The organism is Acinetobacter sp. BZX-2, assembly GCF_055179795.1.
Genome location: NZ_CM143686.1, coordinates 2,521,862 through 2,543,878 on the forward strand (window position 1 = coordinate 2,521,862; position 22,017 = coordinate 2,543,878).

Genomic DNA, 22,017 nt, shown 5'->3' on the forward strand with positions numbered 1-22,017 from the left:
AGGGGGCCTTTCTCAAGTTAATGCCTTATGAAGCATAAACTGGGAATTTAGCACATACCGCTTCTACTTTCGCCTTCACAGCACTAATTACAGCTTCATCACCTTTAGAGTCAAGGATGTCTGCAATCCAACCTGCAAGGTCACGAACTTCCGTTTCACCGAAACCACGTGTCGTCACAGCAGGTGTACCGATACGGATACCTGAAGTTACGAATGGAGAACGCGGATCATTTGGTACAGAGTTTTTATTCACAGTAATGTGAGCATCACCTAACCAAGCATCAGCTTCTTTACCTGTAATGTCTTGTTTAATTAAAGACAATAGGAATAAGTGGTTTTCAGTACCACCAGAAACAACATCATAACCACGTGCAATTAATACTTCAGCCATTGCTTTAGCATTGATAACCACTTGTTTTTGATATTCTTTATATTCAGGTGCCATTGCTTCTTTAAAGCAGATTGCTTTTGCAGCAATTGCATGCACCAACGGACCACCTTGGTTACCAGGGAATACAGCAGATTGAAGTTTCTTCTCGATTTCTTCATTTGCTTTCGCAAGGATTAAACCAGAACGTGGGCCACGTAATGTTTTATGCGTAGTTGTCGTTGTTACATCGGCAATTTGCACTGGGCTTGGGTAAACACCAGCAGCAACTAAACCAGCAACATGTGCCATATCTACAAATAGGTAAGCGCCCACTTTATCCGCGATTTCACGGAAACGTTGCCAATCTACAATTTGGCTATAAGCAGAGAAACCAGCAACGATCATACGTGGCTTATGTTCTAATGCTAAACGTTCAACTTCTTCGTAATCGATCTCACCCGTTTCAGGGTTTAAACCATATTGAATCGCGTTGTAGGTTTTACCAGAGAAGCTTACTTTAGCACCATGAGTCAAGTGACCACCATGCGCCAAGCTCATCCCTAAAACAGTATCACCAGGATTAAGAAGTGCTAAGTAAACTGCTGAATTTGCTTGAGAACCAGCGTGTGGCTGAACGTTAGCATAATCAGCACCAAATAATTCTTTTGCACGATCAATCGCCAATTGTTCGATCACGTCAACATATTCACAACCGCCATAATAGCGTTTACCTGGATACCCTTCTGCGTATTTGTTAGTCAGTTTTGATCCTTGCGCTTCCATTACAGCAGGAGAACAATAGTTTTCAGATGCGATTAACTCAATATGCGCTTCTTGGCGAGCATCTTCGTTTTGAATTGCTTGAGCTAATTCTGGATCAAATTCAGAAATAGAGATATTGGCGAACATTAGCGAGGTCCTATGAATTAGGGCTTTTAAGCCGTGCTAAGATTGCGCACATTGTAGCATGAAGTTTGTAATTAAACAGAATGAACTTTACTCAGTTTTAAATAAAAATAGCTCATGTTTTCAAAACATGAGCTATTTATGAAGAGGCTTATAAAATATCAACAGACCTAAAATTATTTAGCCAACATTTGATTGACATCAAACACAATATTATCAATGTTTAATGCATAAGCTGATCCATGATCCCACGTTGGACTGGTGATGTAATTCACTTGTGTTCCAAACGCTTTCGCTGTTCCTATTAAAGCATCCGTCGCCACTTGAGGCACAGTCGTGTCAGCCCCACCTTGGTAAATCACGACAGGTGTTCTGACTTGTACTTGCAGAGGTTGCGAATCTTTCTCTAAGAACGTTTTGACAATAGGTAATGACATAAAAGTATCTGTCGTTCTTGGATAATCTTTTAAAGATCCATTCACTGCCGCATATTGCCCCATTGCCACAGCAAATTGCTTACCAAGCACGTCATAACAAACACTTTCAGCATTTTTGGCAATTTGATCAGTTGGTGTTTTAAACACTTGATTGTATTGAAGTGTTGGATTTGGATTACGCAATCCAGCTGCAATTAATGCAGTAAAGGTATCTAAAGATGCATAAACTGGAATTTGCTTATCTGGTGTTGCATTTGCAACAGATGCTTGCCCTGCATTTAAAATTAAACTTAATTGTGAAGCAGGTGCAACAGCAACTGTTCCTTTATAGTCTAAGTTCGCACGCTCTGCATACTGTGCTGCGCCTAACGCTGCTTGACCACCTTGTGAATGCCCTACGGTCACCCATTTTTTAGAAACTTTATTGCCTAACCAATTATGCGTCGCAACCACAGCATCTGTAATTGAATAGCCTTCACTCTTTAAGTTTAAGAATGGATGCAATTCAGTACCTGTTGGCTCACCTAGACCTTCATAGTCAGGTGCAACCACCACATAACCTTCAGCCAAGAACTTAGAAATCATGCCTTTAACATAATCATTCATTGCATTTCGACTTGGTGCACACTGATCAGCCACACCTGTTGTGCCATGTGCCCATACCACAATCGGCCAACCTGTCGCAGGCGCTGCTGTTTTAGGCGTAAATACCAATGACGTTGCTTGTACTTCTGTACCGTTAATTCCTTTCATTTTATATGTCATGACAACACTTTCAGCTGCGGCTGCAGACATGTCTGTCAATGCATACGTCGTTGGTGTGCCCACAACAGGATTTGCAATCGTATTTACATCTGTATTTGATGACGAAGTAGAAGAGCCACCACCACCGCCCCCATTGTCACATGCGCTAAGAAGCAACCCCGAACTTAAAACTAAAACCGTTAATAATTTTTTTTTCATGTGACTTATCCTTAAACACAGTTTTTAGAAATTTTGTATGCAAAATATACTCTACATATTGACTCATCAATACGACAAAAAAACCTGTTAGGCAAGTCTTTTCATTAAAATTATCGTAGATCAATTTCAATTTATATCACCGAGCTAAACTCAACTTTTTCAATTCTATCTATTTGAGGATTTTCAATGGGTTGTTCTCTTTATAAAAACTTAACAAGGTTGAACTGATGATCATCATTTTGGTTGATTTTCCTAAGAATTGAACATACCAATTTATTCACACTAATCAATACTACTCAAAGACAAATACACAACTTTAAGTTTACTTTTATCATCAATCGGAAAATGGTGTTTTGAACTGGGGAATCACCTTTTATTCAAATTGTTATTCACAAAATACTTTTCCATCATTTTTGTTATTACTCTTTAATAACGCATTACAAATGAATGAAAGTTTTTAAAATTCAGGCTCGGAGTAAAGCCTACTATTTGGTGTTTTTAAATTTGATACAGATCATGGATAAACATTGCACGAGCAACCCAGCACAATCATGTGAAATATAGATTAAGAATTGTATTCAAAGCACAAAAAAGCTAGTGTTATTGGGGTTTATTCTTTTGCATTGATTTTGGAGCAACGTATGCAAGCAATTATATTAGATACCGAAACACATAATTTAAATGGTTTACCGATTGAAATTGCTTATGCGCCTATCCAAATTGATCATGGTAAGTTAAGTTTAGATCGTGAACTTATTTTTGACCAACTCTATAGTATTGGTGACGAAAAAATTTCGTATGCATCTATGGCTGTGCATCATATTTTAGAGTCTGATTTAATTGATCAACCCAACTTTTCAACCTTTACGCTCCCAAAAGAAACGACTTACATTATTGGTCATAACATTGATTATGATATTCGTGCGATTCAACAATGTGGTGTCGACACTTCACATATCAAAGCGATTTGTACATTGGCTTTGGCGCGTTTAGTTTGGCCAAATGCTGAAGCACATAATATTTCAGCGCTGATCTACATGATTAGTAAAGGCAGTGAGAAAGCACGCGACATGTTAAAAGGAGCACACCGTGCAGATGCAGATATTATTTTAACTGCAAATATTCTGATGCATATTGTGTATCAACTCAAAATTCAAAATATTGAAGAACTCTTTGAAGCATCTGAAGATGCCCGTATTCCACGTAGTATTAACTTTGGTAAACATCGTGGCACAGCGATTGTAGATTTACCTACAGACTATGTTCAATGGCTACTCCGCCAAGAGGATCTAGATCCTTATCTACGTAAAGCGTTAGAAAATGCAAAATAGATCATAAATCAACCTATTGATTTGTAATAAAATAGTCATGTTAGTGTAATTTTCACTCTTTATCCTAAAGCCAATTTATCAGGCGGAATAGATTGGCTCATGGATCATTATGTTAAGACTGATTTAGGTATTCAAGCCTTAAAACAGCGTTCATTTCAACTCAATGCTCGTCAAAGACAATTGCTACTTCTCATCGGTACAGATGATTTTCGAATATTGAATAGTGCAATGAAACAACGCTTAGCGACGCCTGAAATTGTTCAACAATTAGAACAATTGGGTTTAATCCTCCCAAACAATAATAACGCTCATAAATCTGTTGAATTCAAGCAGGAAAATGCCCATCAAGTTGTTTTAGATCAGCATGTTGAAGATAGAAAAGATAAATATAATGTTAATAAAATTGAAGATAAAGACAATAAACAGCCAAGCGATAATCATGAATTAATAGATCCTCAGATCATTTATCAACAAAAACAAACTGAAGCAATAAAGCCCCAAACTATACAAACTCAAGATTTATCAGCAAATAATGATGTAAATCACATCAATGCCACGCCTTTAAACTTTGAAGAAGTAAAACAAACCATGATGGGCTTATTAAAATTACATTGCGGTTTGATGGCAAAGCAATTGATTGTGAAAATTCAAGAGGCTCAATCTGTCCGTGAGATTAAACTCTGTCAGATGCAATGGATTACAGCTTTACAAGAAACCCGTATTCCACGTGATGAATTATAGCCACATGTAAATTAAAGGCTACATTTCTTTAAATCCAATATCTAAAGCCTCAGAGATAGAAATACTCTGCTGACTTACAATATTTCTGACTTTCCTTTTTAGTACAGACCATGCTTGTTCAATTGGATTTAAATCAGGGCTATATGCAGGAAGATAGGCAATTCGTACATTATACGCTTCCGCAAGCTGTACTATCTCTTTGCCTTTATGAATAGAAGCATTGTCTAGAATCAAAAGATACTTTGACCTAGGTAAATTTTGAAATAAATAATCAAGCCATCCTGTGAATAACTTTCTGTCACATGAACCTTGAAAAACTATTGGTGACAAAAAACTGTATGGGGAATTTGATCTCACGGCACTGAGCATACTTATTCTTTTTCCATGACCACCTGATTTTAAATCTTGACAACGTTTCCCTTTAAATGACCAGCCATATTCTGCTGTCTCAGCACTGTTTATTCCAGATTCATCTACATACAGAATATTTTCCTGACCATATTCACTTTCCCATTGAGGGAGAATCCATTGAAATACCGTTCTGCTTATTTTGCAGGCTTGTCTGTAGAGGAAACTCTTTTTTTATGAGTCCAACCTAATTTATGAAGTGCAGCAAGCACGACATCATAAGTAATCGCATATCCAAACTGAATTTCAAATAAGGCAACTAAGTCTTTTGCCTGTGAAAACTTTGTATTTTCCACGAATACTTTGAATGCCTGCCAATCCTTAATGGATGATGGTCTACCAACATTGACAAGTTTAGGCTGAGCCAGTTGTCCAGTCTGCTGTTCAAGTAGAATCCAGTCATCCAATGTTGTTCGGGCGATGTTGAAAGTCGTGCAGGTATTTGATTTATGGTTGCTCTTTGTGTAGAACTCCATGACTTTCTGACGTAAGTCTTCTGAATATATTTTTGGCATGTAAAAACAGTTTAAAAGAATTTATCTATTGTAGCTCAAAAATATCTTTTTTCTATAAACCTAAACATGCAGCAAATAAACCGTTCTTTGCAGCATTTATGCACTTCATAACAGGAAAGCCCTCTTGAATTGCTTTATTCAATCTCGTCTTTGAATATTTGGATCATGTTTAAATTTGGCAATATCTTAAAAAGATAAATAAGTTAATGAATCACAAAAGTTAAAAAATAGATATTTTTGAAACGAGACACATAAAAGTGCATTGAATTTAAATGATTCAATGCACTTTTTAAATCAGCATTTAGAAAGGTTTAGTCTACTTCTTCTATAATACGATAAATACTGTCACTACTTTTACTTTCAAAAAGCAGCTCAATATTCGGTAAAATTTTTTCACCCTCAACCACAATATGATCAATACGTTGAAATAATGAATAAGACTCATCATCGTGTTCTTGCAATTTATTCAGCCATGCTAAAGCATTGAGTTCGTTGCTATATTGATCTTTAATCTTGACTGTAATCATTTCAGACATTTTTATACCCTCCATTTCGTACATAACCTCTTATATCATGCTATTGGATTGAAGTACTTTTGAAGATGTTAAATTTTATGGCATTGTTATTTTAGATTAATACAACTCAGAAATTAGCGCTAAACTGCTATTAGAAATTTATATAAGTTTGATCTAATTTACATTATTGCTTCGCTAAGTGTTACAAATGAAAAAACTCGCATTTCTGCGAGTTTTTTAATGTTGGATAGCTAGTGCCTATTTTTTATTTGAACAACTGTTGCAAATTCAATAAGCTGTCATTGATCTGTCCAACTGCTTCGTAGCGTCTTAACGACCTACTGTAGTTTTAATATAGTGTGATTAATTTTTCTGCGCAAGATGCATTTACATTATTCAACTTTTATATAGCAATTTTTGCATTGATAAATCTAGCAATAAGTCGATAATAGTGTCGCGATACAAAATCAATTTAAAAGCGAATCACTTATTAAAATATACACTCTACTTTTTATAAAATTTTTCTTTATTCAGAGTGATTTATTTTACATCTAAAAAATATATTCTAAATATATTAATTCAAATATGTGACTTTCTTAATCCAAAAAAATAAGATCTTCTCTCGTACTTTTTAAATAAACTTCTGGTGAACGATATAAACCTGAAATCACAGCAACTTCTTTCGCATTTAATAGATTTTCATAAAGCTTTCTAGCAAAATTATCCGCTCCTGTGGTCACCAATATACTTTTTATACTTTGATGTGTATTTGCTAACTGAGCCTGAATATCTCTGAGAGATTCAACAATGAGCTTTTTACTTAATCCTAAACCTTGGAAATTTTGATGAATTGCAATTTGATCTAACTCCAGTATCACCTCAGCTCTAAACCCTGACTTTTGTGCCCAAAAAATGTAGCCTATTATTGTTTGATCTTCAATGACATAACAAAAAAACCGAGGATAAGCAGCAAGCGTAGATTCTACCCATTGCTGCGACTCTGTTTGGCGAAGGAAAGCCTGTTGATGTATCAAAGCAATATGATTTGCATCATTTAGGGTAGCTTTTCTAACTAAGGCTCTCATTTTCAATACTCCGATCAATGTAGCATCGTAGTTTAACAATTTATAAAGAAATTCAGGAAGATGACCGAGTTCTATATTTCTTTTTTTCTGCCACAAAAGAAAACCCACTCAAAGCGGGTTTTAATATTTTCAATGTTTAAGTAAAAAATTCTTTCAACCCAATCTTATTTAAAAATCTGGCTTGACTATCATGGTTTGGAAACTCAAATCGTCTCACTAAGTCTCCACCAAGAAAAATTCGAACAAACTCTCCATTTTCATCTACTTCAATTAAACGAATTTGATCTGTATTGATTACGGTATTGGCAATTTGAATTAGCATAGTACCCCCAAAAGAAAAATAGAGTTTTAAAATATCAATCTATCAGTAAGCTATTTTATAATCAATCATTTCAAATCTGCTTTTATTTTGACCTAGCTTATAATTGGATTTGCACCTTTAATTAGCTTTTCGCTAGATGTAAAACTAGAAATCTTGATACTTTGATCATAAAATTTAAATAAAGTCTTTATTTCATCTATAGAAATGTTTAAAAAAGTATTTTTTCAACACCAAAACCCAACATTTGTTTAAATATATTTTAAAACATAATGATTAATGATGATTCACTTAAAAATTCTTAAATGAAACTTAACGAATTAAAAGTCCTTAATTATTAAATCTACCAATGTATATTAATACACAATATAAAATCAGAAATGCCAAGTGCTCCATATAAAACATCACTAAAAAACAGCTTTGGTATTACTTTATAAGGATTTTTATAATGAACTTCCCTAAAATCAATGTCACTGTAGCCAATATAAAATAAATAAAATCAAATATTCTATATGCCTATAAGTGCTGCAAATGTACCAATTTTATTATTCTTATTTTAGATAATCTAAATTATTTTATTAGTTAAAAAACAATTGCTTATTTATATATAAATCTACTTTCAGTTACTATAAAAATGTTTTATATTTAAAAAATAAATTGATATTATATAAAATATTAAACAGTAGAATGATCAAAAGTCTTTTTATTATACAAGTTATAAACAATGTGGTTTTCAATTTGTCTCGATATAAAGAATACATGAGTATGGCAGGCAAACTAAATGAATGACTTTAAATTTAAAAACTTCGAAGAAGCGAGTTGCGCTGTTCTCACATTTTTAAATCAACGATTTGGTTTTAGATTATGGATGATCACACGCACTGAAGGCGATGACTGGATAATACTTCAAACTAAAGATCAGGGCTACAATATAGAACCTGGCCAAGTATTCCCTTGGGCCGATACTTTATGTTCACAAATGGTACAAGGAAAAGTTCCTAAAATTGCACCTCGCTCAAGAGATATTCCTGAATATGCAAATGCAGCAGTCAATAAGCTCGCAGATATTAAGGCATATATTGGTCAACCACTTACAAATGAGGATGGTTCTTTATTTGGCACACTTTGCGCAATCGATCCTGAACCTCAACCAGAAGAATTAGTCAAAGAAGAAGGCTTAATTAGTTTATTGGGGCAAATGCTTAGCTTTATTTTACAAGGTGAATTAAGAGAAATTGAACATATACGCCAAAGTGAACGCTTCAAAGAAGAAGCGCTTACTGACTCTATGACAGGATTATTCAATCGTAGAGGATGGGATAAATTACTCAGTTTAGAAGAAGATCGTTGTAAATTTTACGGACACCCTGCCGCGATCATCATGATTGATCTCAATGATTTAAAAGCTATAAATGACAATTCAGGGCATATCGCTGGAGATGAACTTATTCAAAAAACGGCCACTACTTTATCAAAGTGTGTTCGGAGTAATGACATCGTTGCGCGTTTAGGTGGAGATGAATTTTCAGTTTTAAGTATTGAAAATAACCTTATTAATGCCACTGGCTTGGCAAATCGAATTCTTCATGCATTTGCAGAAGAAAATATCAGTGCTGCGATTGGAGTTGCAATGCGCAATCCAGCCTATGGTCTCTTAACAGCAATGCATGAAGCTGATAAAAAAATGTATCAGCATAAAAGAATGCTTAAGTCTCAGAAATATAAAGTGTAATATTTTTCACGAATCATCGGCTTAAATAAAAATGTTGCGCATACATTTTAAATAAACTGAATATAGGTTAATTTTTAGCTTTCAATAATAATTAAGATATTGATATTTAAAATAAATAAAAATAATTTCTGGTGTATTATTTAAAAGATCAATCAAATGAACTTTAGATCGTGGGATGAGAAAAATCAGAAGTGTTCTGAAGTTATAATAAAAATGGATTTTTAAATAATTACAAGTTATTGATTTTATTAATATCATGGTACGCCCAGCGGGACTCGAACCCACTCCACAGGCTTCGGAAACCTGTACTCTATCCAGTTAAGCTATGGGCGCTTAAATCGAGATGGCACATCATACCAAAAAATTGGATCAGGTAAAGCATTTATAAAACAACCTATTGAATTGATGCCTATGCTTTGAGCAATGTTCCAAATTTGAAACAGATAATTCCGTGTAATACGCTTGGTTTATTTTTCTATATCGCTCACAATACACACTCTTCAAACCATGTGAGAATTTCATGACTGATGCTTTGGCGTTAAGAGATTTATCAAAAACTTATCGAAATGGATTTCAGGCTCTCAAAGGGATCAATTTAACTGTTCCTGAGGGTGAATTTTATGCACTTTTAGGACCGAATGGTGCAGGTAAATCTACGACGATTAGTATTATCAGCTCTTTGACACATAAAACATCAGGTACAGTCGAAATTTTCGGCAATAATCTTGATACTCACCCTTCACATGCAAAACAATGTTTAGGTGTTGTTCCTCAAGAGTTTAACTTTGGTCAATTTGAAAAAACCTTTGATATTTTAGTGACTCAAGCTGGTTATTACGGTATTCCGAAGAAAATTGCGGAAAAACGTGCTGAAGAATATTTAGAAAAATTGGGTTTATGGGAAAAGCGTAACACCCAAGGGCGTATGCTTTCAGGTGGTATGAAACGCCGTTTAATGATTGCTCGTGCCATGATGCATGAACCAAAACTTTTAATTTTGGATGAACCAACTGCTGGTGTAGACATTGAATTGCGCCGTTCTATGTGGGACTTTTTGACTGAAATGAATGAAAAAGGCACTTCAATCATTTTAACCACACATTATCTAGAAGAAGCAGAAATGTTGTGTCGTCAAATTGCCATCATTGACCGTGGTGTAATAAAAGAAGACACCTCGATGAAAGCATTTCTGAATCAGTTAAATGAAGAATCTTTTATTTTTGATTTAGAGCATCCTATTGAACCACTTCATGTAGACATCATCGGTGTAAAATTTAACTTGATCGATCCAATGACCTTAGAAGTGACAATGGATAAAGCACATTCTTTAAATGATCTATTTCAACTATTAGAAGCGCAAGGTATTCGTGTACGCAGTATGCGCAATAAATCGAATCGTCTTGAAGAGTTATTCGTAAAAATGGTCGAAAAAAATCTTGAAGGAGCGCAATAATGAATTTTAGCCAACTTCGAGTCGCGCTTTACACCTTAGTTTATAAAGAAATTCGTCGCTTTATGCGCATTTGGCCACAAACTTTATTACCACCTGCAATCACCATGAGTCTGTACTTTGTGATTTTTGGAAATTTGGTTGGTTCTCGTATTGGGCAAATGGGTGGATTTAGCTATATGCAATTCATCGTGCCTGGTCTGATTATGATGGCTGTCATTACCAATAGTTATGCAAACGTGTCATCGAGTTTCTTTAGTGCAAAATTTCAAAAAAGTATCGAAGAACTCATCATGAGCCCTGTTCCATTACATATGGTGCTATGGGGCTACGTCATAGGTGGTGTCTGCCGTGGCGTTTTAGTCGGTGCTATTGTCACTGCCATGAGCCTGTTCTTTACTGATTTAGCGATTCACAACGTTTTCGTAACAATATATACCGTCATTATTACATCACTGCTTTTTTCATTGGGTGGTTTTATCAATGCGGTTTATGCAAAATCATTTGATGATATTTCCATCATCCCAACGTTTGTTTTAACACCACTTACCTATTTAGGTGGTGTATTTTACTCTATTAGTGCTTTAAGCCCTTTTTGGCAAAATCTCTCTTTAATTAACCCGATTGTATATATGGTCAATGCCTTCCGTTTCGGAATTTTAGGTCATAGTGATGTGAATGTTTCACTTTCATTGGTTGTCGTAACACTGTGCTGCGGCGTACTCTATGCCATTGCCTACTATTTACTTTCTCGTGGTTCAGGAATGCGTGAATAATGTCTGTTGAACTCTCTCTATTGGGTAAAGAAACCAATTACCCGACTACATACCAACCTGAAATTCTTTTTCCTATCTCACGTGCGCCTGCACGTGAGCAATATGCAGATATTGAAGGCATCTATAAAGGAAAGGATTGGTGGCATGTTTTCGAAATTTCTTGGCTGAATCTTAAAGGCATTCCACAAGTTGCCATTGGACGAATCACCCTACCTGCAAGCTCAGCAAATCTGATTGAGTCAAAATCTTTAAAACTCTACTTTAATAGTATGAACTTTACAGCATTTGAATCCTCAGAAGCCTTTATTGCAACGGTTGAAAAAGACTTGTCACAAGCAGCTCAAGCTGAAGTGACACTCACCTTATTTCAAGTTGATGAGCTTGATATTGCAAAACCACAAGGTATTTGTATAGATGATCAGCAACCTGAGCGTTTGGTCGATCATCCAGATGCGTCGCTTTTAGCCTTAGATGAAAATGATTTGGCTGAAAGTGTTGAAGTACAACTCTATTCACATTTATTAAGAAGTAATTGCCCTGTCACAGGACAACCCGACTGGGGAACTGTTTTCATTCGTTATCAAGGCAAAAAACCTTGTTATCGCAGTGTTTTAGCTTATATTATCTCTTATCGTCAGCATAATGGTTTCCACGAGCAATGTGTGGAGCAAATTTTTGCCGATATTTGGCAAAATTTAAAACCGGAAAAACTGATGGTTTATGCAGCATATACACGCCGCGGAGGATTGGATATTAATCCATGTCGTGTATCGGATGAAACATGGATGCCAAGCCCAATTCGATTGGCTAGACAATAACATTGAGGTTGAAAACATGCCTTTTTTTGGTTTTGTACCATCTGAAGAACTTTTAAGGAATATTCAGACTGGTATCGAGAAAAAAAATTCTAACGAACCACTTTACCCATTGCGTGATCAAACAGCTTTATTAATCAATGATGAAATCATTGATGCAATACTTATTGAGCTCGTGCGTCGCTTTCCACCGAGTGATCGACGTGACACTGCTGAAAAACTTGCTGGTTATGTAAAATCGACTGTGGCTGTGTTGCTTAAACAACTATTAAGTAAAGCAGACAATGAAGTCGTTCGTCAGTCGATCAATTTTTCTGAAAATAGCTTATTTAAAGACTCACAAGGCCAACCACGTGTTGGTGCAAATTTGAATGCAAATTTAGTCACCAATATGAAGCATAGTTTTTCTGAAATTTTAGAAAATGGTGATATCGACCGTGGTGTTTTGTCTGAACAATACAAACAATTCGCTGATGCATCGATTAACCATTTCATGCGTGAATTTAATAAAACACTTGATTTGGGCATGATTAAACGTAAAGCTTCAGACATCGGCGCTGCCGCAGTGACGAAAGCTGTACACATTGCAGTTGATAAATTGATTCCAAACTTGAATAAAGATGAAATCAAAGCACTGGCTGAATATCACAGCACATTATTTTTTAATTGATCATTAAAAGTTAATTGAATTTTTTAATGAAAAAATACTCTTGTACTCAAGGGTATTTTTTTCGTTTTGAGAATAATTTCAACAAAAAAATATAGAATATTATCTTTAAATTCAAACAAATAAAAAGTCTATTATTTTTAATCAAAAACTTTACTGCAATATAAAATCTTACATTCAAAATGTTCAGCTTTGTGCTTCTTAATTTAATTTTAATATTGATCATTTTTGGTTTATTTTTTAAACATAATTTCACTACTTTTCTGGATCTTACAAATCATGCTGAATATAGGCCAAGGTTAACTTATATAAGGCTTATGTTAGCATTCGCAAACCGTTTCATGCGCTAAAATAGTCCAATGGTTCCAAGCTCACAGTATAAGTTTTTACGTCACGCACCCCGTGATGGATTAAGCACAGCAATGCTCCCCTCTCGATGGCAAAAAATACACATTGATCCATGGCTGACCTTATTTTTAATTTTAAATGCTTTGCTCGGTTTAACCGTCTTATATAGTGCATCAGCTGAAAATACAGGACTCGTCGCGAAGCAAGCTATGAGCTTTAGCCTTGGTCTCTTGGTCATGTTTGGATTGGCGCAGATTCCACCAAAGGTCTATCAAGCTTTTGCACCTTATTTCTATCTGTTTAGTGTTGTGTGCTTAATAGCAGTTAAACTTTTTGGTGAAGTTCGTATGGGCGCTCAACGCTGGATTGATATCCCTGGTGCAGGCAGTGTGCAACCCAGTGAATTTATGAAAATTGCCATGCCTCTTATGATTGCTTGGTTTTTATCACGTCATCGTCTTCCTCCGAGCGCTAAACATGTTTTTCTGTCTTTGATCTTGATTGGTCTTCCTTTTATTCTCATCGCAGAACAACCAGACCTTGGCACATCATTGCTTATACTCGCCAGTGGCATTTTTGTACTATTTCTCAGTGGTCTGTCTTGGAAAATGATTTTAGCTGCAATTGCTGCGGCGGCGGCCGTGATCCCGATTGCTTGGCAATTCTTACTACATGACTATCAAAAGCAACGTGTCTTAACCTTAATTCATCCTGCTGCGGATGCTTTAGGTACAGGTTGGAATATTATTCAGTCTGAAACAGCCATTGGCTCTGGTGGTTTTATGGGCAAGGGCTATTTATTAGGTACACAATCCCACTTACACTTTTTACCAGAAGGTCATACTGACTTTATTATTGCCGCATTTTCAGAAGAATTCGGCTTAATTGGCATTATCTTATTGATTGTGATCTATTTTGCAATTATCTTCAGAACATTCCAAATCAGTTTAAACTGTTTCCATAACTTTGGGCGCTTGGTTGCTGGTGCTTTTGGATTGTCGTTTTTTGTTTATGTATTTGTAAATGCAGGCATGGTCAGTGGTATTTTACCTATAGTTGGTGTGCCATTACCCTTTATGAGTTATGGAGGGACTGCAATTATTACTTTAATGGCCACTTTTGGTATTGTAATGTCAATTCATACACATCGTTAATTTCATCATAAATAATTAGGAAATATAACCTATGTTTAATTTTGGGCTTTTGCAAAAAGTAAGAAACCTGTCTTTTTGTGCAGCTGCATTTTCGATTACCAGTTTTTGCCAAGCCAACGAGTTTGCCAGCCACCCTGACTATAACAATTTTAAAGCAAAAACCATGCAAACTTATGGTTTAAGTAGTGAACAAGTCGATTGGGCAATGAATGGTTCAAGAAATCTTCCCAACATTATTAACATTATGAATCGACCAGGAGAAAGTAAACCTTGGTATGAATATAAAACCAATTTCCTCTCGGAAGGCACCATTCAACGTGGTGTCCGTTTTAAAAACCAGTATGCTGACACTCTAAATCGCGCTGAACAGCAATTTGGCGTCCCTCAAGCGATCATTCTAGGGATTTTAGGGGTAGAAACAGGCTACGGCTCAAATAAGGGCTCATTTATCACCCGTGATGCACTTGCAACACTGGGTTTTGGTTATCCACGCCGTGCACAGTATTTCCAAGATGAGCTAGGTGCTTTAATTGCTTGGTCGTATAAAGATGATGTACCAACCAACTCGATTGTCGGCTCATACGCAGGTGCTGTTGGTTATCCTCAGTTCATGCCAAGTAATATTTCAAAGTTTGGCGTGGACTATGACGAAAATGGGCATATCGATCTGCGAAATTCAGCAGTAGATGCGATCGGCTCAATTGCAAACTATTTAGCGCAACATGGCTGGCAAAGAAATCAACCTATTGGATTTTTAGCGCGTTATACAGGTAATAATCCCGATGCAATTATTGCCAAAGATTTAACTCAGCCTGTTCCTTATGGCTCTATTAAAAACTTAGGTATTGCCCCGCTCAACCCTATTGTCAAAATTGATGACTTAGATTTAGTCAATGTCATTCAATTGCAAGATAATTATGGCCCAATTTATTACATCACTTATCCTAACTTTCAAGTGATCACGACCTATAATAAAAGTCGTATGTATGCGACCGCTTTATGGCTTTTAGGCACTGAAATTGTAAGCCGATAAGGCTTACAATTTCCTAAAAACAGAAAAAGTCAATAAATTATTTTGTTAATTTGATCACATTTTCTACTTTTTAAATAAATTGTTACACTTTTGATTATTTTTTAATCAATTTCTGTAAGAATTTGTCCTTTTTGTAACTATTTTCCAAATAATACTAGACACATTTGTTATCGCTTGAATATTATCCTTTTCGTTAAATGCAGTTGCACAAGTGAATTTACAGACCTCTATGGTTAATTTTCAGCGACTTAGAAAGTTAAATTGAGGTTCCAAGGAGTTAAACGATGCATGCTTCACTAAAATATATGATAGTCCTGACCATGGGTTTAAGTATGACGCAAGTGAACTCAGAAATGGTTCAGTCATCATACTTAAACAATGATTCAGATAGTTCGAGCTTAGCTTCTCGTGTAGTAAGCAAAGACTCAACGAATTTTAATTCACATTTCTCAAACCTTAACAGTTTGTCAATTACTGAACGTTCTGGCGATAAAATTCGCCGTGAAACAATTGCAGCTAAGATTCAAGTTCCTGAAGATGAGCCTTCAGTAATTGATAAACTAAACGAAGTAGCTTCAAATACAGTTCGCAAATTCAGCCAAACAGGCGTTGCGTCTTGGTATGGTCGTCAATTCCACGGTCGTAAGACTGCAAGTGGTGAAACATTCGATATGAATGAATTGACAGCTGCTCATCGTAGCCTTCCATTGAACTGTTATATCCGTGTAACGAATAAAGACAATGGTAAGAGTGTGGTTGTAAAAGTAAACGATCGTGGTCCTTTCCATGGTAACCGTGTACTTGACCTTTCATACGGCGCTGCGAAGCGTTTAGGTATTACAAATTCAGGAACGGGACGCGTAAGCATTGAACGCGTGGACGGTCCAAACTCGTAAATTCACTGCATGCATTTAACGAAGCCACTTTAAGTGGCTTTTTTAATGTCTAAATGTACAAGGCTTTTGATCATGCCTCTCTCCATTCAGCAATAGTGCGATTCAAATCGCACTTTATTGGAATTCCTATACACTCCTATGATTTAAAGCTAAATTTGCTTCTATACAACAATAATGATCTCTGTTAAGTTAAATTTTCAGTATGCTTATCTAGTGTTGATTTAATACCGATTTAACCCTGAATGCTTTTTTATAATTTAAAATTTTAATAATTTAAATCTTGGGGAATAACAATGTTGCTACGCCCTGCTCTACTTAGCTCAAAGATTTTACCCATATTATCAATTACGAGTTGTATCTTGATCGGCGGTTGTGCGACCACAAAACAACAAGCTATAAAAACACACTCAGATGCTCATCCCAACGCTCAAATTGAACAAAGCTCACACAACATGCTCATCCATGGTGGTTCTATATTAACCATGCAAGGAATGACGCCGCATTATGTAGAAGCACTATTGGTTCAAGATGGACGAATTACATTTGCAGGTGATTTAAAACAGGCCAAACGACAACAGCAACAACAGAAAACTAGCCAAGAGATTGATTTAAAGCATTACACCCTATTACCAGGCTTTATCGATGCGCATAGTCATCTCAATAGTGTCGGGCTACAGCAAACGGTTGCGAATTTATATCCTAAGCCCGATGGCAATGTGTCTGATATTCCCTCATTGCTCAATGCTTTATCAGAATGGCAACAACAAAATCAGGCATTTATCCAAGCCACTCAAGGCTGGATTATTGGCAATGGCTATGACGATGCACAACTGGAAGAAAAACGTCACCCTACAGCAGATGACCTCGACAAAGTCTCAAGCAATCATCCGATTATTATTTTGCACCAATCAGGACATTTAGCTTCAGTCAATCATAAAGCGCTTGAGTTACTTAACATTGATAAAAATACAATGAATCCAACTGGCGGCATTATTCGTCGTAAAGCGCATTCACAAGAGCCTGATGGCGTATTAGAAGAAGCTGCAGTATTTTCAGCTATGGCAACGGCTTTTAGTAAAGTTCCACCTGAAATTATGCAGAATATGGCAAAAACGGCGTTAAACACTTATATCAAGAATGGTTATACCACTGTGCAAGAAGGGCGTGCAGATGCAGCAACTGCTGAATTGTGGCGAAGCTTTGCTGATATTGGGCAGTTAGATATTGATGTGGTGGTTTATCCCGATATCATCAATGAAAAAGCATATATGGTGCAACATGGCTCAAATTCTCAATACCAAAAGCATTTTCGCATTGGTGGTGTGAAAATAAGTTTAGATGGCTCTCCTCAAGGAAAAACAGCATGGCTCACAAAACCGTATCTAATTCCCCCAGAAGGACAAAATAGCAACTACCGTGGTTACCCTGCTTATCCTGAACAATCCACGGTTCAAAATGCAATTAATCTAGCCTATCAACAACATTGGCAAATTCTCGCACATGCCAATGGTGATGCTGCCATAGATCAGTATTTAGAGACAATAGAAGTGGCGAATCAAAAGTTTGGACAAGCAGATCGTCGCAATGTCATCATTCATGCGCAAACCATGCGAGAAGATCAGCTCGATCGGGCAAAAAAATTAGGTTTAATTCCATCGTTTTTCTCCTTACATACTTATTATTGGGGTGATTGGCATAAACACGAAACTTTAGGTGTAACACGTGCCAATCATATTTCCCCAACTGGATCTGCATTAAAAAGGAATATGATTTTTACTGAACATCATGATGCACCTGTTATTCCACCTAAAAACATGATGGTGATTGATGCAACAGTGAACCGTACTACACGAACGGGCGATGTTTTAGGTGAAGATCAACGGGTTAGCCCTTATATTGCGCTGAAATCTGTTACAGACTGGGCGGCTTATCAGTATTTTGAGGAAAAAGATAAAGGAACATTGGAAAAAGGCAAACTTGCCGATTTTGTGGTTTTAGATGGTGATCCGCTGAAAGTACCATCACAGCAAATAAAGAATATTAAAGTTTTAGCGTCTTATAAAGCAGGTCAATTGATTTATCAAACGGGTAGTTTCAAGCCTAATATATCTGTGAATTCAGATACGTCTAAAAAATAATTTATAAGTTAATGACAGTGGCAAGTAAAAACTCGCCACGATCATACTCATCAAAACGACTTAAGACTTAGAATAAATTGACCGCTAATAACGCCAATAATGCAGGAACAGCTTGAATATAGATAATTTTCTTACTTGCTGTTAAGCCACCATAAATTCCTGCAACCAATACACAGCCTAAAAAGAAATTGGCGAGTGCTAAGGCATAGGTTTCAGGGGCGAGTAAAGACCAAAATAAGCCTGCTGCTAAAAAACCATTATATAAACCCTGATTTTGTGCCATCACTTTAGTTAATTGCGCTTTTTCAGGCGTATTTCCAAAGGCTTTTAAACCATAGGGTTTATCCCATAAAAACATTTCTAATATCAAAATGTAAACATGTAATATTGCAATCAATCCAACCAATATTTGCCCAATCATCTTTATTGTTCCTTTTCTATGTTCAGTTCTATATTCGGTATTTATTTCAAGCCAGCCTCTCGGCTGACTGTTCGGTTCAATGAATAATGTTATGGCTTTAACAGAACTTTCCCCTGTCTCGCCCCTTGCGTTGCTTTTGCCGCAGCTGTAGAAATATCTGAAAACTCAAAAATACCATCAATAGGTAGCACGAGTTTGTTCTGCGTTGCGAGTGTTAACAACTCAATGATTAATGCTTTTTTACGTTCAGCAGGCATTTGTTTATTCACAACACTTGCCCAGAAACCTTTCATCGTTGCTTGTTTAAAGATCAAATCACCTGAAGAGATTTGCATCAATTCTCCAGTCATACTACCAAAAGAAACCAGTAATGCATTTTCAGACAATGTGTTTAATAATTCTCCGCTGGCTTTCCCACCAATCGAATCTACACCCACTAACAATGGTTGGTCAGCATGAATGGCTTTAACTTGTTGTTGCCAATCAGGATTATCTGTTGCAACAACATGTTGAATGCCTAGCGCTTGCATTTCACTGATCGCTTCTTGACGACGAACCAAGTTAATCACGTGAATACCACGTGCTTGTGCAATCATCGCAACAGTTTTACCGACTGCACCATTGGCTGTATTTTGAACCATCCATTGTCCAGCTTGAATATCGACAAAATCAAGTAGCATTAAGGCACTGATTGGCATTCCAATGAGTTGTGCTGCTAATTCATCAGGAATCGCATCGTTCAAGGGAACAACGGCTTGTGCAGGGGCAATAAAGTATTCAGCCCAACTGCCATGTACGCCTGCAACAGCAACACGTTGCCCAATTGCGAAACCTATCACACCCTCCCCTAATGCATCAATAATACCGACAGCTTCACTACCGCCAATTGCAGGTAACTCAGGTTTATAACCATAGCTACCCCGTACTGTCCATACGTCATGGTTATGCATTGGAGATAGAATTGTTTTAATACGCACTTGGCCTGCTTTAGATTCAGGCTGTGGCATTTCCGCCAATTCCAATACATCTACAGGTTCGCCAAAACTACGGTGAATAATACTTTGCATAGATCATTCCTTAATTGGATCTAATAGATTTTGTGTGGTTTCTAAAGCCAAATGAAGTGGTGCTTTATCTTGAGCCAGTTTTGCTAATAATGCTGCGCCTAACCAAAGCTGATACATCACTTGTGCCATTTTATTTGGATCAATATGTAGTGGAATTGAACCTTCTTGCTGCCCTTCGTGTAGTAAACTTGCAACACGCTCAGTCAGTTTATTCACACCAAAGTTTAATATTTTCCGCATATCTTCCGATAAATCAGCAACTTCTGCAGCCAACTTCACAATCAGACAATTTTCTGCCCAACCACCATGAATTGGATCTTCTATCCATGCCTGCCAAAGCGCCATCAGACGTGCATAGGCACTGCCGTCGGTCTGCAACCAAATTTGCTCAATTTTCGCTTTATAGTCATGTATATATTGCTCTAATAAAGCACAACCAAACGCTTCTTTTGAGGAAAAATAATAGTAAAACGAACCTTTCGGAACGTCACAGGCTTTTAAAATTTCTTGCAGGCCAACGCCGACAAAACCTTTATGTAATACCAGTTCAAAACTGGTATCTAAGATGTGTTGTCGCGTTGCTTCACTTTTTTTTGATCGTTTCATCACCTTACTATAAATAATAATAGACCAGTCGTCTATAATTTTTTAACCAATAAAAATGTAATTTCAAAATTCAAAATATTTACCCAATCACTCAAAGAAATATGCACATCGCATTTCTCTTAATCAATTATTTCATTTAAAGTTTTTGGTAAATCCAAGCCTTTGATTAAAAATAGCTTGTAAAAAGAGTTTATTAAAATATGATGACTGTGAAGTATTTTTATACTCATAAATATGAACATTTATATTTTTTGGATAATTTATGAAAATTAAGGCAATTTCTTTCGCCATTTTATCATCTTTACTTTTAACTGCATGTGGTGGAGGGGGTGGCTCTAATTCATATACAGGCGGAAATGAAAATACAACACCACCCGATGTATCTGCGAATCAACAATGGAGTATTGTTGATATTGGTGAGGTCTATTCAGACCCATATGAAGGCCCCTTGGGTTATGAAGAACATAGAATAACCTTAAAAGATGGCAAATATTATGTGAAACAAACCAATACATTAGATGATAGTAAGAGTTTATATCTCAGTTTTATGGTGACCAAAGATGGTGTTTATGAAGATGGTCCTATCAGTCAAGATGGAGCGTTGATTGGAACTGTGTCTATAAACGCAAATCAATGGACTTTGCTACCTTATTCGAAAATTGGATCGGCTGGTTTAAAGTTTTATCATACCTACAAAACAATCGATATCAGTGGTCAATCGTTTAATCATGTTATTGCTCCATTAAATATGTGGGCAATCAAAAATGGGCGAACAAATGACATCTCTGTCAGCAATGCTGAGTTAAAATTCTATACAGCCAATACCACCACCAAATTTCCAAGTGGTTCAACCTGCTTACAATTGATAAAAGAGGAAAATAATCAAGAATATATTGAACTTGAAATAGAAAGCGAAAATAGCCCGTATGTGATAAACAGATGGAATGATTTTGTCCTTGCGGGTTCTGGAGCGACACAACAAATATTTAAAGATACAACAGCATATATAACCTCTCGGAATGAAGGAGATAATACAGATACATATGCAAAATACCAAAATAAGTATTTTGCAGGAAATTATACTGCTAAAGGCATACAATTTGATTTTGAGGATTTACTTAAAGCGCTTAGCGAGAGCAGTAAAGCTTTAACAGGTCAAGACAAAGTCATTGCAAATGAGTATATAGATGCCGTCAAAAATACATGTATGCTTTATAATGACAAAGCGACTCAAACCATCCTTAATGCTATTAAAAAAACAAATTAAAGCATTATATTAAAAACAAAACACCACGTTTTTAAGCGTGGTGTTTTGTTTAATAAT

Annotated in this window: 22 protein-coding genes and 1 tRNA gene; 12 read left to right on the forward strand and 11 right to left on the reverse strand. The window is 36.2% G+C overall.

What is annotated here, in order from left to right; all coding sequences use genetic code 11:
* Positions 1-25 precede the first annotated feature (25 nt).
* Together glyA and ACY45D_RS11875 are read right to left on the reverse strand one after the other, a co-directional pair.
* On the reverse strand, positions 26-1,279 hold the full coding sequence (glyA, locus tag ACY45D_RS11870) for a serine hydroxymethyltransferase (RefSeq protein ID WP_463106939.1): 1,254 nt from the start codon (positions 1,277-1,279) through the stop codon (positions 26-28).
* Positions 1,280-1,452: 173 nt separating this feature from the next.
* Positions 1,453-2,676: an alpha/beta hydrolase family protein gene (locus ACY45D_RS11875; protein ID WP_463106940.1), complete on the reverse strand. Its 1,224-nt coding sequence runs from the start codon at positions 2,674-2,676 to the stop codon at positions 1,453-1,455.
* 641 nt (positions 2,677-3,317) lie between these two features.
* Here ACY45D_RS11875 and ACY45D_RS11880 point away from each other — a divergent pair.
* Positions 3,318-4,007: a 3'-5' exonuclease gene (locus ACY45D_RS11880; RefSeq protein ID WP_463106941.1), complete on the forward strand. Its 690-nt coding sequence runs from the start codon at positions 3,318-3,320 to the stop codon at positions 4,005-4,007.
* 99 nt (positions 4,008-4,106) lie between these two features.
* A complete protein-coding gene (locus ACY45D_RS11885; RefSeq protein WP_463106942.1) occupies positions 4,107-4,748 on the forward strand; it encodes a hypothetical protein in 642 nt (213 codons plus the stop codon).
* Between the two features lie 18 nt (positions 4,749-4,766).
* Here the strand turns inward: ACY45D_RS11885 and ACY45D_RS11890 are convergent, their stop codons facing one another.
* The 5 genes from ACY45D_RS11890 to ACY45D_RS11910 all read right to left on the reverse strand — a co-directional run bounded on the left by ACY45D_RS11890 (position 4,767) and on the right by ACY45D_RS11910 (position 7,593).
* Complete coding sequence (locus ACY45D_RS11890; protein ID WP_463109389.1) at positions 4,767-5,297, reverse strand: IS630 family transposase; 531 nt, start codon at positions 5,295-5,297, stop codon at positions 4,767-4,769.
* Complete coding sequence (locus ACY45D_RS11895; RefSeq protein WP_463106851.1) at positions 5,294-5,671, reverse strand: IS630 transposase-related protein; 378 nt, start codon at positions 5,669-5,671, stop codon at positions 5,294-5,296. The genes ACY45D_RS11890 and ACY45D_RS11895 overlap by 4 nt, the downstream gene beginning before the upstream one ends.
* A gap of 311 nt (positions 5,672-5,982) precedes the next feature.
* On the reverse strand, positions 5,983-6,207 hold the full coding sequence (locus tag ACY45D_RS11900) for a hypothetical protein (protein WP_463106943.1): 225 nt from the start codon (positions 6,205-6,207) through the stop codon (positions 5,983-5,985).
* A 575-nt stretch (positions 6,208-6,782) separates the two neighbouring features.
* Entirely contained in the window at positions 6,783-7,367 is a 585-nt protein-coding gene (locus tag ACY45D_RS11905) for a GNAT family N-acetyltransferase (RefSeq protein ID WP_463106944.1), read from the reverse strand.
* Positions 7,368-7,407: 40 nt separating this feature from the next.
* Positions 7,408-7,593, reverse strand: a complete 186-nt coding sequence (locus ACY45D_RS11910; RefSeq protein WP_089604752.1) for a hypothetical protein — start codon at positions 7,591-7,593, stop codon at positions 7,408-7,410.
* Between the two features lie 778 nt (positions 7,594-8,371).
* Here ACY45D_RS11910 and ACY45D_RS11915 point away from each other — a divergent pair.
* Entirely contained in the window at positions 8,372-9,322 is a 951-nt protein-coding gene (locus ACY45D_RS11915; protein WP_463106945.1) for a sensor domain-containing diguanylate cyclase, read from the forward strand.
* A gap of 257 nt (positions 9,323-9,579) precedes the next feature.
* On the opposite strand, the gene ACY45D_RS11920 is transcribed toward ACY45D_RS11915, so the two are convergent.
* Positions 9,580-9,655, reverse strand: a tRNA-Arg gene (locus tag ACY45D_RS11920).
* 187 nt (positions 9,656-9,842) lie between these two features.
* Here ACY45D_RS11920 and ACY45D_RS11925 point away from each other — a divergent pair.
* The 8 genes from ACY45D_RS11925 to ACY45D_RS11960 all read left to right on the forward strand — a co-directional run bounded on the left by ACY45D_RS11925 (position 9,843) and on the right by ACY45D_RS11960 (position 18,599).
* Positions 9,843-10,775 (forward strand): ABC transporter ATP-binding protein, encoded by a 933-nt coding sequence (locus tag ACY45D_RS11925; RefSeq protein ID WP_463106946.1) that lies wholly within the window; start codon positions 9,843-9,845, stop codon positions 10,773-10,775.
* On the forward strand, positions 10,775-11,548 hold the full coding sequence (locus ACY45D_RS11930) for an ABC transporter permease (RefSeq protein WP_120383664.1): 774 nt from the start codon (positions 10,775-10,777) through the stop codon (positions 11,546-11,548). The genes ACY45D_RS11925 and ACY45D_RS11930 overlap by 1 nt, the downstream gene beginning before the upstream one ends.
* Complete coding sequence (queF, locus tag ACY45D_RS11935) at positions 11,548-12,366, forward strand: NADPH-dependent 7-cyano-7-deazaguanine reductase QueF (RefSeq protein WP_463106947.1); 819 nt, start codon at positions 11,548-11,550, stop codon at positions 12,364-12,366. Before ACY45D_RS11930 ends, queF begins: the two co-directional genes overlap by 1 nt.
* Before the next feature lie 16 nt (positions 12,367-12,382).
* Positions 12,383-13,033, forward strand: coding sequence for a hypothetical protein (locus ACY45D_RS11940; protein ID WP_463106948.1), 651 nt, complete (start codon positions 12,383-12,385; stop codon positions 13,031-13,033).
* 356 nt (positions 13,034-13,389) lie between these two features.
* Positions 13,390-14,532, forward strand: a complete 1,143-nt coding sequence (gene rodA / locus ACY45D_RS11945; protein ID WP_463106949.1) for a rod shape-determining protein RodA — start codon at positions 13,390-13,392, stop codon at positions 14,530-14,532.
* A gap of 31 nt (positions 14,533-14,563) precedes the next feature.
* On the forward strand, positions 14,564-15,565 hold the full coding sequence (gene mltB, locus ACY45D_RS11950) for a lytic murein transglycosylase B (protein WP_463106950.1): 1,002 nt from the start codon (positions 14,564-14,566) through the stop codon (positions 15,563-15,565).
* Positions 15,566-15,849: 284 nt separating this feature from the next.
* Complete coding sequence (locus ACY45D_RS11955; protein WP_463106951.1) at positions 15,850-16,461, forward strand: septal ring lytic transglycosylase RlpA family protein; 612 nt, start codon at positions 15,850-15,852, stop codon at positions 16,459-16,461.
* Between the two features lie 293 nt (positions 16,462-16,754).
* A complete protein-coding gene (locus tag ACY45D_RS11960) occupies positions 16,755-18,599 on the forward strand; it encodes an amidohydrolase (protein WP_463106952.1) in 1,845 nt (614 codons plus the stop codon).
* 67 nt (positions 18,600-18,666) lie between these two features.
* On the opposite strand, the gene ACY45D_RS11965 is transcribed toward ACY45D_RS11960, so the two are convergent.
* The 3 genes from ACY45D_RS11965 to ACY45D_RS11975 all read right to left on the reverse strand — a co-directional run bounded on the left by ACY45D_RS11965 (position 18,667) and on the right by ACY45D_RS11975 (position 20,693).
* Positions 18,667-19,020, reverse strand: a complete 354-nt coding sequence (locus ACY45D_RS11965) for a DUF1304 domain-containing protein (RefSeq protein ID WP_089604733.1) — start codon at positions 19,018-19,020, stop codon at positions 18,667-18,669.
* A gap of 89 nt (positions 19,021-19,109) precedes the next feature.
* A complete protein-coding gene (locus ACY45D_RS11970) occupies positions 19,110-20,087 on the reverse strand; it encodes a zinc-binding dehydrogenase (RefSeq protein WP_463106953.1) in 978 nt (325 codons plus the stop codon).
* Between the two features lie 3 nt (positions 20,088-20,090).
* Entirely contained in the window at positions 20,091-20,693 is a 603-nt protein-coding gene (locus ACY45D_RS11975; RefSeq protein ID WP_463106954.1) for a TetR/AcrR family transcriptional regulator, read from the reverse strand.
* Positions 20,694-20,955: 262 nt separating this feature from the next.
* On the opposite strand from ACY45D_RS11975, the gene ACY45D_RS11980 reads away from it, so the two are divergent.
* Complete coding sequence (locus tag ACY45D_RS11980; protein ID WP_463106955.1) at positions 20,956-21,960, forward strand: hypothetical protein; 1,005 nt, start codon at positions 20,956-20,958, stop codon at positions 21,958-21,960.
* Positions 21,961-22,017: the final 57 nt, after the last annotated feature.

Bases quoted from the DNA above. Each gene is read 5' to 3' on its own strand.
- rodA (WP_463106949.1), top strand. From the start codon at position 13,390: ATGGTTCCAAGCTCACAGTATAAGTTTTTACGTCACGCACCCCGTGAT.
- ACY45D_RS11970 (WP_463106953.1), bottom strand. From the start codon at position 20,087: ATGCAAAGTATTATTCACCGTAGTTTTGGCGAACCTGTAGATGTATTG.
- ACY45D_RS11965 (WP_089604733.1), bottom strand. From the start codon at position 19,020: ATGATTGGGCAAATATTGGTTGGATTGATTGCAATATTACATGTTTAC.
- ACY45D_RS11910 (WP_089604752.1), bottom strand. From the start codon at position 7,593: ATGCTAATTCAAATTGCCAATACCGTAATCAATACAGATCAAATTCGT.
- ACY45D_RS11900 (WP_463106943.1), bottom strand. From the start codon at position 6,207: ATGTCTGAAATGATTACAGTCAAGATTAAAGATCAATATAGCAACGAA.
- ACY45D_RS11975 (WP_463106954.1), bottom strand. From the start codon at position 20,693: ATGAAACGATCAAAAAAAAGTGAAGCAACGCGACAACACATCTTAGAT.
- glyA (WP_463106939.1), bottom strand. From the start codon at position 1,279: ATGTTCGCCAATATCTCTATTTCTGAATTTGATCCAGAATTAGCTCAA.
- ACY45D_RS11915 (WP_463106945.1), top strand. From the start codon at position 8,372: ATGAATGACTTTAAATTTAAAAACTTCGAAGAAGCGAGTTGCGCTGTT.
- ACY45D_RS11895 (WP_463106851.1), bottom strand. From the start codon at position 5,671: ATGCCAAAAATATATTCAGAAGACTTACGTCAGAAAGTCATGGAGTTC.
- mltB (WP_463106950.1), top strand. From the start codon at position 14,564: ATGTTTAATTTTGGGCTTTTGCAAAAAGTAAGAAACCTGTCTTTTTGT.
- ACY45D_RS11885 (WP_463106942.1), top strand. From the start codon at position 4,107: ATGGATCATTATGTTAAGACTGATTTAGGTATTCAAGCCTTAAAACAG.
- ACY45D_RS11880 (WP_463106941.1), top strand. From the start codon at position 3,318: ATGCAAGCAATTATATTAGATACCGAAACACATAATTTAAATGGTTTA.
- ACY45D_RS11875 (WP_463106940.1), bottom strand. From the start codon at position 2,676: ATGAAAAAAAAATTATTAACGGTTTTAGTTTTAAGTTCGGGGTTGCTT.
- ACY45D_RS11925 (WP_463106946.1), top strand. From the start codon at position 9,843: ATGACTGATGCTTTGGCGTTAAGAGATTTATCAAAAACTTATCGAAAT.
- ACY45D_RS11930 (WP_120383664.1), top strand. From the start codon at position 10,775: ATGAATTTTAGCCAACTTCGAGTCGCGCTTTACACCTTAGTTTATAAA.
- ACY45D_RS11955 (WP_463106951.1), top strand. From the start codon at position 15,850: ATGCATGCTTCACTAAAATATATGATAGTCCTGACCATGGGTTTAAGT.
- queF (WP_463106947.1), top strand. From the start codon at position 11,548: ATGTCTGTTGAACTCTCTCTATTGGGTAAAGAAACCAATTACCCGACT.
- ACY45D_RS11940 (WP_463106948.1), top strand. From the start codon at position 12,383: ATGCCTTTTTTTGGTTTTGTACCATCTGAAGAACTTTTAAGGAATATT.
- ACY45D_RS11960 (WP_463106952.1), top strand. From the start codon at position 16,755: ATGTTGCTACGCCCTGCTCTACTTAGCTCAAAGATTTTACCCATATTA.
- ACY45D_RS11980 (WP_463106955.1), top strand. From the start codon at position 20,956: ATGAAAATTAAGGCAATTTCTTTCGCCATTTTATCATCTTTACTTTTA.